Source organism: Streptomyces sp. NBC_00223 (assembly GCF_036199905.1).
Classification (GTDB): Bacteria; Actinomycetota; Actinomycetes; order Streptomycetales; family Streptomycetaceae; genus Actinacidiphila.
In genome coordinates, this window is sequence record NZ_CP108109.1 from 7,948,920 (window position 1) to 7,961,474 (window position 12,555).

General features: G+C 72.9%; 7 protein-coding genes. 4 read left to right on the top strand and 3 right to left on the bottom strand.

The window, feature by feature from the left end:
• Positions 1-135 precede the first annotated feature (135 nt).
• Positions 136-789 carry an ATP-binding protein gene (locus OHA30_RS33825; RefSeq protein ID WP_328911660.1) on the top strand — a complete coding sequence of 218 codons (654 nt, stop codon included), beginning with the start codon at positions 136-138 and terminating at the stop codon, positions 787-789.
• A 65-nt stretch (positions 790-854) separates the two neighbouring features.
• On the opposite strand, the gene OHA30_RS33830 is transcribed toward OHA30_RS33825, so the two are convergent.
• The gene (locus tag OHA30_RS33830; RefSeq protein WP_328911659.1) at positions 855-1,460 is read right to left on the bottom strand and encodes a hypothetical protein; all 606 of its coding nucleotides are present in this window, start codon (positions 1,458-1,460) and stop codon (positions 855-857) included.
• Between the two features lie 973 nt (positions 1,461-2,433).
• On the opposite strand from OHA30_RS33830, the gene OHA30_RS33835 reads away from it, so the two are divergent.
• The 3 genes from OHA30_RS33835 to OHA30_RS33845 are packed head-to-tail and all read left to right on the top strand — an operon-like array spanning position 2,434 to position 6,100.
• Positions 2,434-3,069 carry a hypothetical protein gene (locus OHA30_RS33835; RefSeq protein WP_328911658.1) on the top strand — a complete coding sequence of 212 codons (636 nt, stop codon included), beginning with the start codon at positions 2,434-2,436 and terminating at the stop codon, positions 3,067-3,069.
• 14 nt (positions 3,070-3,083) lie between these two features.
• Entirely contained in the window at positions 3,084-5,552 is a 2,469-nt protein-coding gene (locus tag OHA30_RS33840) for a helix-turn-helix domain-containing protein (protein WP_328911657.1), read from the top strand.
• Positions 5,552-6,100: a hypothetical protein gene (locus OHA30_RS33845; protein WP_328911656.1), complete on the top strand. Its 549-nt coding sequence runs from the start codon at positions 5,552-5,554 to the stop codon at positions 6,098-6,100. Before OHA30_RS33840 ends, OHA30_RS33845 begins: the two co-directional genes overlap by 1 nt.
• Positions 6,101-6,956: 856 nt before the next feature.
• On the opposite strand, the gene OHA30_RS33850 is transcribed toward OHA30_RS33845, so the two are convergent.
• Entirely contained in the window at positions 6,957-9,074 is a 2,118-nt protein-coding gene (locus OHA30_RS33850) for a hypothetical protein (RefSeq protein ID WP_328911655.1), read from the bottom strand.
• Between the two features lie 528 nt (positions 9,075-9,602).
• Positions 9,603-12,068: a Helicase associated domain protein gene (locus tag OHA30_RS33855; RefSeq protein ID WP_328911654.1), complete on the bottom strand. Its 2,466-nt coding sequence runs from the start codon at positions 12,066-12,068 to the stop codon at positions 9,603-9,605.
• Positions 12,069-12,555: the final 487 nt, after the last annotated feature.

Below are 12,555 nucleotides of genomic sequence, written 5' to 3' on the forward strand. Positions count from 1 at the left end.
TCCCGTGGCTGCGGGCGGTGGACTGGAACTGCGCCTGTGGCGCGGGTCGGCTGGGTCGGATGCGGGCCGCCGCCGGTCGCCTCCGAACCGGTGGCCCACCCGACCGACGTGCCGTCACCACCCCTGAGGGCCCCGATGCCGCACCGTCTTCGGCGCGGGCCGCTGTACCGCCTGACCCTCACCGCGACCGCCTCCGACCCGCACCGGCGCGTGGCCTGCGTCGGCCCCGCCCGCAGGTTGGTCCACTGCGCCGCCACCGGCTGGGGCCTGGACGGCGCCGCACTGGACGACCTGGTGACCGTCGCCTCCGTACTGCTCGCCAACGCCGCCCGCTACGCGGGCCCGGCCCGGCTCACCGCGCTGCTGCGCCTGGACGCGGCCGGCGCCCGGGTGCGGTTCGAGGTCGAGGACCAGGGCGCCGCCCTGCCCCGGATCGTGGCCGGCATCGGCGACGACCAGGCCGTCACCGGCCGCGGCCTGCTGATGGTCGAGGCCCTGGCCGAAGAGCGGGGGAGCACCCGACCGGCACCGGCAAGGTCGTCTGGGCCGAGCTCGCGCCCTGCCCGTTCCGCTGGACCTGCCCGCCATCGCCGCCCAGGCCCGACAGCACCGCCCGCAGCGACTGCATGCGGGCCGCGTCTATGGGTACCGGCCCCCGCCGGATCCCGGCCGTGCCCGTGGCCCGCCATGCTCGTTGGACCCGCCGAGCGCCTTCACCAGGGCGCGTGGCTGCGCCTGCTCCGCACCGCCCGGCACGAGCACCCCCACGGTACGGGCGCCGCACGGTGAAGCCTCCGGGAGGCCGGGCCCGTACACAGCCCGGCCGCCCGTCCGAGGCCCGGCAGGTCGGCGCGCTACTTCCCGGCCGCGGCCGCGGCCCGGGCCTGCCGGAGGTGCTTGAGGAGGCCTTCAAGCAGGGCGTTCAGGGCTGCCGGGGCGGGGACGTCGTGCATGTCGATGCGGCTGCGCTGGGGGCCGATCTGCCGGTGCAGCACGTCGTCGCCCTGGGTACGGAAGTCCTGGAGCTTCTTGAGGTAGTCCTTGTCGGTCTTGGTCCGCCCCGTGACGTTGCTGGCGACCTGGGCGAACCCGGCCACGCCGAAGACCGGCGGAACGTGGTCGATGATGGCGCGCAGCAGTGCGTGACACGAGAACGGTTGCTCGTGCTGGTAGTTGAAGTTCAGCTCCCTGCACTGCCGGACCAGCTTGTCGGTGAAGAAGCGGCCGGCGCCGTCGAGCTCGACCAGCTCCTCGATCAGCGCCTCCTTGACGTAGACCGACCCGGAGGTCTCCGGCGCGGCGGGGGGCTCCGCCGCTTCCTCCCCGGCCTGGCCGGGCCGGGGCGCCGCGGCATACTCGCGGGGCAGCGGCACACCCTGCTCGGCGCGGTAATGGTGGTAGTTCTGCTCCCACATCTGTTCGGTGACGATCCGGCAGACGGTGGCGACGTATGCCTCCACGTCGGTCGCCTGCGCGTACTCCTGGATCTCGCGCTTGATCTCCTTGGCCCACGCCGGTCGTCGGGCAGGTTCGGGCCCCGTCCGCTTCCCCCCCAGGTGCTGGGCTCATCGTCGAGGATCTGCGGGAGCGCGGCGATGAACTCGGGCTTGAGGCTGGGGATGGCCTCGGCCAGCTCCGGTGAGTTCAGCCAGGTCTGCGTGACCTCGGTCGGCGACGGTACTGCGGCTCGTTGCAGGGCGATCATGTGGTGAAGCACCCGCAGGAACGGGTCTGCGAGGAGAGGGCGCAGCTCGCCGAGCGGCAGGGCGGCCGCGACCGTGAGCCTGACCGGGTCGCCGTCGCCGATCATGCGCCAGTCGTGTTTGGCGGTGAAGCCGTAGGACGGCCCGAGCGTTCCGGTGCTTCCGACGCGGGGCAGGGACGCCATGATCTTGCGGGCATCGAGCCCGCGCTCGTCCATCCGCTTGACCACGTAGTCCCAGATGGGCCAGACCCAGGTCTGCACGAAGGGCGTGGCGATCTCCAGCAGCAGCGTGAGCTGCTCGTCGGCGAGCTCGTTCGGCAGGGCGCTGGGCGGTTGGTTGGGCGAGGTGGCGCGGACAAGCCCGCTGGACAAAGGTGCCTCACTCGCTGGGAACAGGGGAGCGGAGAAGAGCAGGACCACGAAGCGGTCGGGCGCGGCCTTGCCGGCCAGCGACTCGACGGTGTGGTCGCCCCGGCGGGTGGCCAACTCGCCGTGGTGGCGAACACCCTACGCCGCTGCCCTGCCCGGTTGGCACCGTCTTCCCAGCCCCCGGTCAGGCCAGAGTGGCGTGCACCCGCGTCGCGTTGGCCGGAGGCGGCCGCGCCTGCCCTCCCCGACCCCTGGCCAGTTGCACCGGCGCACAGCAGTGCCGCGCGCCCTTTCCTCTTTGACTCCAAGAGCAGACGGGCGTAGTATTTGGTTAAATTCTACTTTTTGGGAGTTGTCTCGTGAGAATCAGCATCGGCGGCGAGCGGGTCGAGGTGCACGACGACCTCGCCCAGGCGCTGCTCGCGGCCCTGCGCGGCGAGCGGCTGGTCGAGCCGCCGCAGGCCTCCGCCTTCGACGACCTGACCGCCCTGGTCGCCTGCATCAGCCGCGTCACCCAGCACCTGAACGTGGTCAAGGAGCTGGCCATGTCCCGCGCGGACGCCAGCGACAGCTACTCCAACCGGCGCGCCCTGGGCATCGCGGCCGCCATGGCTCCCTCGCAGCTGGGCCGTGTCCTGGAGGGCCACGGGCTCCCGCGCGACCGCCGAGCCGGCGGCGTGGACCTGGCCGTGGCGTTCCGCACCACCGACGACGGCGTGCTGCACCTGGCCGCCGAGGAGGACGTGGCCGGCCTGCCCTCGTTCACCCTGCCGTTCAACCCCGCGCAGGGCGTGGTCGAGCCCACGGAGTTCGCCGGCCGCGAGCTCGAGTTCTACTACCGCCGCCAGGTCCCGATCGCGGTGGCCGATCTCGGGCGCACCGCCGGCTACACGCTGCGCCCCGAGCAGGGCCCGATCGCCTGCCTCACCGAGCGGGTCTTCGACGCCCTGTTCGGCGACCCGCGGATCGACCCGACCCGACCCAACGGACGCTGAGGAGACCGGCCCTGATGTCGGATGACCTGTTCAACTCCGTCGACGCTCTGCTGGCGGCCGTGAACACCGGCCTGCCGCTTCCGGCGGAGCGGCAGCGGCTGCGCCTGGCGGCTGGGCTGACGCCTACGCAGATCGCCGCGGTTCTGCGGGTGGACTCGGCCCTGGTGTTGGGCTGGGAGGACGGATCAGCCGTTCCGGGCCCGGACATCGCCCCGGCCTACGCGCGGCTGCTCGCGGGCCTGGCGGAGCGCTTCCCTGCGCCTGAACAGCCCACCGCTCCGGTCTCGGTCGTGCCGCAGGCGTTCACCGCCCCGGCGCCCGCCCAGGACACGGGTGACGGCCTAGTGGTTCCGCTGCTCGACCAGAACCCGGACGGCTCGCTGGTGATGGGCGAGTCGGCGCCGTGCGTGCAGTGCTGCCAGCCCTCCGTCTATCGCGCGCAGGGCCGCCCGATGCACCTGGGCGGGTTCTGCCGCCCCGCCGCCCAGGCGCCCCAGGCCGCCGCACCGGCCGCCCAGCAGCCGGCCCCGGCTCCGGCGGGCCAGGCTCTGCCCGCCCCGGTGGCCCTGGCGCCCGTCGCCGCCCCGGCCGCGCCCGCTGCTCCTGCTCCTGTTTCCTCGTCGCCGGTGCGGCCCGCGCCCACCGCTTCCCCGGCCCCGTCGGCCAGGCCGCGCCCGGCGACGTCCCGTCCCGCTACCCGTCCGGCTGCGCCGCGTCCGGCCGCCACGGCTGCCGCTGCGCGCTGGTGGTCGGCGGTCGCGCTGGACGTCGCCGAGGGCGGCGGCTGGGTGCTGGACGTCCCGCAGATCCCGGCTCCGGCCGGGCCGAAGCTGGGCGACTGGTTCGCGTGGCTGGGAACGGGGCTGCCGCTGCGCGTCGAGCGCGCCCACCCGGCCGGACGCGGTGGCGACGGCATGGTCTGTCTGACCGCCGCCGCGCTCAAGCAGCTCGGCCTGCCCGCCATGCTGCCCGGCACGGAGAAGGCCCTGGCCGCGCTCCAGGCCAAGCTGGCCAAGGCCGCCGCCACGGTGGGCATGGAGATCTCCGAGGCGATCGGCCCGTCCTTCCACGCCTTCCGCCGTGCCGGGTCGGCCGGCGGCCCGAAGACCTCGGTGCGGGTCACCATCGCGCCGTGGCTGGGCCAGGGCGACGGCCGCCAGCAGGCCGTCAGCTCCCTCGCCGCCCCGCTGGCCACCGCCCCCGACGGCACCCGGGACGGGCTTGTCCTGGCTCGCCGCTACCGGGCCTTCACCACCGACCTCGGCGTCGCCCCCGGCGCGACCACGGCCTCGACCGCGATGTTGCTCCTGGACGCGGTGCGCCCCCGCGTGGAGTGGACCAAGGACCAGGCGATGGGGGAGTGGTCCTCGTACATGCGCGAGGGCGCACTGCCCTCGGGAGACCTGTGCGTGCCGCCGGCCGCCGGGGCCCGCCACCCGCTCACCCGCGAACTCCTCTCCAAGGGAGAGACGGTGTGCGAAGAGGAGGACTACAAGTGGTGGGCCCGCGAACTCACCACCGAGGAGGCCGGCCGCCAGTTCGCGGTCGCAGTCGACGTGTGCGCGAGCTACCTGTCCGTCACCGACTCCCTGCGCCTGCCCATCGGCCCGTACGCGTACGTGGAGCACCCGGCCTGGGACGGCAAGACCGCCGGCCTGTGGTGGTGCGACTTCACCGGCACCGAGGTTGACTCCCTGCTGCCGCACCCGGCCACCTTCCACGGCCAGCCGCCGACCGGGCCCGGCTGGTACGCCACCGTCACGGTCGCCTACATGGCCACCACCTACGGCTTCGACCAGGCCACCATCACCGCCGCCTACCTGGCCGCCCACACCGCACCGCTGCTCAAAGAGTGGACCGGCCGGATCAGGGGCGGCTACAAGCGGACCTACGCCGAGCTGGGTCTGTTCGACGGCCAGAGCCCGGAGGAGTTCCTGGCCGCCTACGCCGTCCACAGGGACGTCGGCACCGACCCGGTCCGCGCGGACGCCCTGGTCCTCGCGGAGACCTACAAGAACGTCTACAAGGGCGGGATCGGCAAGTGGGCCGACTCCGCCCGCCACCTGGACGACCAGGTGTGGCTGGAGAAGGTCGCCGCCTCCTGGTCCTACGACCCCGCGCTGCGCTTCCAGGTCATCGCCGCCGCCCGCATCGCCGCCCACCGCCGCCTGCGCAAGACCCTGCTGCTCACCGGCCGGGCCCCCTTCGCGGTCAACGTGGACAGCTACCTGTACGCCGCCGCCGCCCCGTCCCCGCTGGAGCTGCTCCCGGTCAAGGACGACGGCACCCCGGTCCCCGGCGCACTGCGCCTGGGCATCGCCCCGGGCAGCCACAAGCACGAAGCCTCGATCCCCCTGGAGGCCGTGGTCGAGGCGATGGAGCGCCGGGAGCACCCCTCCAAGCTGGTCCACCACTACACCACTGACGGCACCCCGATCGCCCCGGAGCAGACCGACAACGACGACGAGGAAGGCGGCAACTGATGGCGGCCAAGGGGCTGTTCGGCCGGGTGCGCGAGGCGCTGTTCCCCTCCAGGAAGGCGCCGGTGCAGTCCACCACGCAGGCCGGCCAGGTGCGGGAGCGCAAGTATAGCGGGAACACCAAGGCCATGGCCGCCGCCTACGGCGTCGCCCCGCGCACCGTGCTCCGCTGGATCGACGGCACCCGCCACCCCAAGGGAGAAGCCGCCGAGCGACTGCAGCGCGAGGCGGTCGACGTGCAGACCACCGAGCGCGGCCGGGAGCGCAAGGCCAAGCAACTGGCCCAGCGCGGCACCGTCTCCGGGATCGGGGCCCGGGTCGGCCGCACCATGACCTTCGAGATCCGCGGCTCGGACGCGGTCCGCGCCCGCGACATCCACCTGAACCTGACGGGCGAGCAGGCCGCCGCCCTGGCCCTCGCCGAGAACGAGGGCGAGGTGCGACAGATCGTCGGCCAGGCCCTCGCGGAATACTTCAACGGCGGCCCCGGCTACGGCGGCTTCGGCCCGGACGACTTCGACTTCGACCCCAACGACTTCGACCTGACCTGACCCGGATCAGCACACAGCCTCCTTGCAGGAAAGCCTGATTGGCGGTGAGAGCCCTGTGGGACCACGAACTCCGCGCCGCCGGCGCCACCTCACCCGTCGTCCTGGCGAACAGCGGCGTCCCGCGGCGGGTGGTCGCACTCGTTGCCGTACCGGCTGACCCCGGGGGCCGTCTCGCCGCCGTCCTGCCGCAGCAACCCTGCCGCTGGGCCCGGGACGGCATCCTGCGCGCCGAGCAGCGAGGAACTGCTGGTCTCCGAGCACCCGGCCGATGCCTCACCCCGCTACGCCTCGCCGTCGGGCGGCTGACCGGAGAGCCGACGGGTGGGTGGTCGTAGTCACGACCACCCACCCGCCCGCGCCCGGTACCAGGCTCAGGGGCCGTGCGGGGTGGGGATCGCGCGGCTATCGCGTCGGGCGGGAGCATCAGATCGATCACCGGGTGCGCGCCGCCGTCGAGCGAGACGAGCAGTCGCGCCGCCCATCCCTCGGCGGCGAGGACGGCCCCGTGCGGCGCGTCCGCCCGGATCGGCAGGACGGTCAGCAGCACCCAGTCGCGGCGGCGGGCCGGCCCGTGCCGCGGGTGCTGGTGGTGTTCGGCGAGCCGGTCGCCGACCGCGGTTGCTTGTCGGCGGTTCACGCTGCCGATGTAGCGGCACCAGCCCCGGGCATCCCAGGCCACGTACACCGCGCGCGGCACGGTGATCTCGCTCCGGGCGGCCTCGACGGTCGCCCGGCAGGCCAAGGCCGGAGGCCGGGTCGTCGGCGCGGGCGAGGGCACCGGTGTCCAGGAGCGGCGCCAGGGTGCGGACGGCGGGGGCGAGCCGCCGACGGATCTGACGGGGGATCGTTACCGAGGTCACGCGCCGTCACCGTCCTCGTACTCGTCCTCCGGGTCCGGCATCACGTTGGCCACGGGGCCGAACTTGATGAGAGTCTCGGTGATGCTGCCCAACTGAACCCGCAGGGCGTCCACACTGGTGACGAGGCCGAACACCTCACGGCCACGGGCGTGGGTCTGGGTCATCTTGGCGAGCGTGAACGCGGCCCGGCTGGCGGCCTTGATCGAGTTCTGCAGGATCCGGCGCTGCCGTGCGTCCTCGGTCTCCGTAGTGCTGCCGCTCCCGGTCTTGCCGTCGAGCTTCTTCTTGAGCTCGGCGATCGACGCCTCGGCCTCCACCGGGCTGGCGGCGTAGACCAGGTCCCACTCGTAGTCGATGGAGACCACCGCGCCGGCCTTGTCGACGACCGGCTCGCCATCCCGCATCACCGCACCGTCGATCTCCCGCGCGGCGGTGTGGAACTGCTTGGGCAGGATGCTGGGGTCGGCCGCGACGTGCGCGTAGGCGATGGAGTGGAGCATCCGCAGCCCGCCCTGGGTGCCGGCCAGCAACGCCAGCAGGGCGTTGGGGGTGTGCCGCAGCGGCGCGGTGCGCACCTCACGGGCCGCGGCGAGCTTGGAGCCGCGGTCACGGGTGATGAAGCCGGAGACGATCGCGGCGGTGCCGCCGAGCACGGTCAGCTCGGCCACCGCGTTGGTCTCGTCCAGCAGCGCCCGCTCGAGGATGCCGTCGAGGACCTTCAGGGCGTCGGTGCCGCGGGTCAGCGTCCAGTTCCGCTTCCACACCGTGTCGGTGATGGTGCCGCCGTTGCCGAGGGCGCGGGCGTACTGGTCGATGGCCGGGGAGCTGCGGTAGGCGGACAGCGCCATCGACGCGATCCGCTCGCTCACCTTCTGGCGGTCGGCCCTGCCGATGCCGAACTCCTGCTTGAGGAGCCGGTTCATCCTCTCAGCCTGACCGGCGAGCATGCCCTGCTGGTGCAGGGCCACCGACCACAGGCGGTGCGGCGGCAGGCCGAGGAGCTTGTGCATCGTGGCCGGGCTGACCTCGCCGAGCAGCACCTTGTACGTGTCGGCGTCGACCAAGTGCTCGCGCAGGGCGTGCCGGTAGACGCGCTGCATGCCCTGGGTGTACTGCGCGCCTTCGTCCCACGGGGTGACGTGGACGTGCAGGTTGGCCACCAGGTCGTCGCGGGCGGCGACCAGGTCGGGCAGCGGGGTGCCGTCCTCCGTGACGGCGCCGACCACCACGATGGCCGGGAAGGTCAGGGTGTGGCCCTCGCGGCGGGTCGCCTCGGTGAGGACCTTCTCGGCCAGGCCGCGGCGTACGCGGGCGGCCATCTCGGTCACCTTTGCGCGGGCCGAGCGCTGGTCGGCCGGCCGGCGCGGGCCGGAGCGGTCCACCGGGCCGATCACGGCGGCGACGCACGCCGCCGCCGCCTCGTCGATGTTGCCGCCAGTGCGCGCCAGCCACATGCTGACGAGCCGGCTGTTGCCGTCGCCAGCGACGGTGTAGGTCTCCTCGACGCCGTCGTCGTAGACGACCCGGACCAGGAACAGCGTCATCGGCTCCTTGATGCCGTGCTGCAGCACGCTCTCGGTGTAGACGTTTCGCTGGCCCTGGGCCCCGTACGTCTGGCGCATGCTCTCGGTGACCGCGTCGGCCAGGGCCTGACGGTCCGCCACCCGCACTACGAACAGCGCCCTCGGCTGCCCGGTCGCCTCGTCGATGAAGGTCCTGTAGACGACCGGGGCGTTGTTCTCCTGCTTGTCGTCCATCGCGGTGTGCAGCTTGTGCACCCACCGCTGGTTGAGGAAGTCGGGCAGTACGTCCAGGTCGGTGAACCGCCGGTGCGGCGGGATGGCGTACAGGGTGCCGCCGACGACCGGCTTGGCCATCAGCAGGCCGGCGTCGGCGGTCTCCCCGGCCGCCTCGACCAGCTTGCGCAGCAGCACGGGGTCCACGGCACCGCCGGTGACCACGGTGGCCGCGTCCTCGTCCAGCGAGTTCACCGGGTTGTCGAGCAGGGTCTTGCGGAAGCCGCGCAACTGCGTGACCGGCGCCGGGTCCGGCACCTCGTCGGGGCGCCGCAGCAGCGGGGGAAGACTGTCGTTCTCGAACGCGTCGATACTCATGAAAAAACGCCCTTTGGGGACTGGCGCGCCGCAGGCTGAACCTGCCATCCCCGGCATCGGGCCAGAGACTCCACTGCGCGCCGTCCAAAGGGCGGCGGGCGTCGTCACAGCTCCCCACCGGCTCACGGTCCGGTACGTCACCATGCCGACCGGCGTTCCACGAAACTAGGCGAGCCACTGGTCGGTCCCGAAGGCGCTAGCCGCTCTTCACCTCGCAGGTCCAACCCTGCGAGGTGCAGTTCCGTATAACCGGAGCGGTACGCGGCCGACACTCGACGCACCGGCACCTGCCAGTCTAACCCCCCTCAGCTCGACCGGCCGACTCCGTTGTGCGCAACGTGGTGAGACGACCCGTGCACTACGGCCGGGCACGTCCTCGGCCTGCCTCGCTCCGACACGGCTCCACAACGCGGGGTACGGGCGCTCCGGCGCACGCGATGGCGGCCAACGAGACCGTGCTCGCCCACCCTGCGCGTTGTTGGGGCGCGACAGATCGGTACCCGCCACCGGCCCGTCTCCGGCACACGCCTACTCCCAGCGCATGCCGAGTTCGGCGAGGCGCTCGGCGCGGGCGGCCGGGATGTCGGCGCGCCTGCTGCGGCTGTTGGCGATGAACATGCCGAGGCCGATCTCGATGGTGGTGCCGTCGGCCAGCTCCAACGGCTCCTTGTGCTTGCGCGGGACGGTGAGGTGCCCTTCGCGCTCCCGGTACTGCGCGGCGGCCGCCAGGTTCCGCTGCTCCTTCTCCGCGTGGGTCACCTTTGGGGCCGGCCGCTGCTCGGCGGTCAGCGGCGCCAGGCCGAGGACGTGCTCCAAGGCCCACTGCTGGGCGGGGCCGAGCTTGTCCCAGCCGATCTGCTGCGTGCGGGCCCATCCGGCGAGGTCCTCGCCCTGGACGACGACGCCGTCGGGCTCGGTGCCGGCGAGGGTCCCGCCGACCTTCGCGTGGCGCCAGGCGAGGGTGAAGCTGCGCTGCCAGTCCACCGACCATCCGGTGGGGCACCAGGCGGGGTCGATGGCGTCGTAGGCGGCCTTGCGGTCGGCGGCCAGTGCCCCGGTCCAGTCCAGGCCCTGTTCGCCGGCCGCGGCGCGGCGCTCCAGGGCCTCGGTGCGGCGCTGGGCGGTGCGCAGGTTCTTCATGATGACGCCGACCGGGCGCCCGCCCCACACGGCGTCGGCAGGCGGGCAAGCATGTCCGTGCTCGGCGGCGTAGCCGGCGACCGCGGTCAGGTTGTCGGTGAAGGCGGTATCGAACGCGGACCAGACCATGCCGAGCTCGTCCAGCAGGGCGATTCGCTCGGCGTCCAGGACCCCGGCGGCCTTGTAGCGGCGCTGGTCGGCCACCCACGCCCCGACCCGGTGCCCCGAGGTCGCCCGGTAGGCGTAGGGCACCTTCACGTCGCCGAACTTCTCCCGGTAGGCGAGCAGCTCCTCCAGACCGCGCCGGAACTCCTCCCGCTCGGGCTCCAGCACCCGGGTCCGCACGAACGCCGCGATGACCGCCGGGTCGCGTCGGCTGGAGAACTGCAGCAGCTGCGCCTCGCCACCGGCGGAGCTGAACTCCTCCGGAGCCCCCGCGTGCCGCGACTCCTGCGGGGGCCGGGCCTCGGACTGCGGCAGCGCCAGGCGTTCGACGGAGGCTGCGTCGTGCGACCGCAGCGCCATCAGAACCTTCGCTAGCCCGTCGTACGCCTTCGAGGTGAGCAGCTGCTCGCCGTCCTCGTCGGCCCCCAGCAGCACGGGCACTACGATGGTGGCTACCTTCCCGCTGCCCGGGTGCATCCGCAGAGCGCGCCCGACGGCCTGGACCAAGTCGACCATCGACCCGCGCACGTCCGCGAAGAACACGCTGTCGCAGTCGAAGGTGTCCACCCCCTCGGAGAGCACTTTCACCGACGACAGGATGTACCGCAGCAGCTGCCACCCGTCCTCGCCGACCAGCGAGGAGAACGTGCCCAGCGCGGCCCGTCGCTCCGCCGGGGTGTGCTCGGCCTCCAGCCAGCTCGTGCCGACCAGCTCCGGCCGCGGGTGCAGCGCCGGATCCCGCTCCCACAGCACCCGCGCCACCTCTCGCAGACCGGTGCTCAGCGCCCGCGCCTCCGCCACCATGTGGTGGAACGACAGCACCCGCGACAGGTCCCACTCCGTACACGCCGTCAGCAGCGCCGTCTGCAACGCGGCCAGCCGAGCCCCCCGGTACTCCACCGACCGGTCACTCGCACCGCGCTGCTCCAGGCCCTGCAGCACTGGGTCTGCGACGTCGACGCACAGGATGCGGTACGGGGCGATCACCCCGTCCGAGATCGCCCTCCCGAGCGGGTAGTCGTGCGCGACGGGCCCGAACAGCGCCTCGTCGTCCATACTTGCGATCAGCTCCGCCGCCTCGATCCCCACCGCGGCGGCCCGCTCCCGATCGTCCTCCTTCACCGCCCACAGCCTTGGCGTCGCCGTCATGAACAACCGCCGGTCACACGGGATCCGGGCATTGTCCAAGATCGCCGCCCACGGCCGCCCTGCCTGCCCGGACACCCGGTGCGCCTCGTCCACCACCGCCAGCGACCACGCTGGCAACCCGGCCCGGTGGGCCCCCTCCAGGTGCCCCAGCCCCACACTCGCGTACGTGGCGAACACCGTCACCAGCCCCGGCCCGGCGGTCCACTTCACCAGCTCCGCAGGATCCGTGGTGCACTTGATCCCCGGCTGCTCGCCGGCCCTCAACGAGCAGAGCCCGAACATCCGCCAGCCGCGCCTCTCCCGCTGCCACACCCCGACCGACTGCTCTAGCAGCGGTAACGAGGGGACCAGCACCAGTGCCCGCTCCGCGTGGAGGCGGGAGGCGACGTGAACAGCCGTCAGCGACTTGCCCGCCCCCGTCGCGGCCCTGATCTGACACCGAAGCCCCTCCGGCGGCACCGCCCCCGACGCGGGCAGCGTCAGGAGCCGGACCGATGCCCCGCACGCCTCCTCCTGGTTCGGCCGCAGCTTCCTCGCCATGACGGATGCCTCCTCTTTCCGGAACGAGCGAGGAACGACAGGAAGTGGATCACGACACTGATCGAGTCCGCGATCTTGAGCCCTCCCCGGAGCCTCCCTAACACCACAGAGTTTAGCGGGATTGCGTCTTTGAATCAGGAGGGCGGGCGAAGCCCGCCCCCGGGCCACCCGAACGAGTGAACTCGCGACAGGACCATCCAGCACCACCCGCCCGAGATCGCGAAGCGCCCACCCACCGCCATCTCATCGGGCGAAGCCCGGCCCCAGCCAACCCACCGTCAGGGCCGCAGGCCCACACCTCCTCGACTCACGCTCACTTCTCCTGCTCCGCAGGAGAAGTGAGCCACCATCTACCGAACACCCCACACTCGCCCCCACCGATCGGGCGCAGCCCGATCACGCCCGGCGCAGCCGGGCCACGCACCGCGGCGCAGCCGCGGTGCCCCCGGCCGAAGGCCGGGTAGTCGGCGGGCAGAGCCCGCGCGCA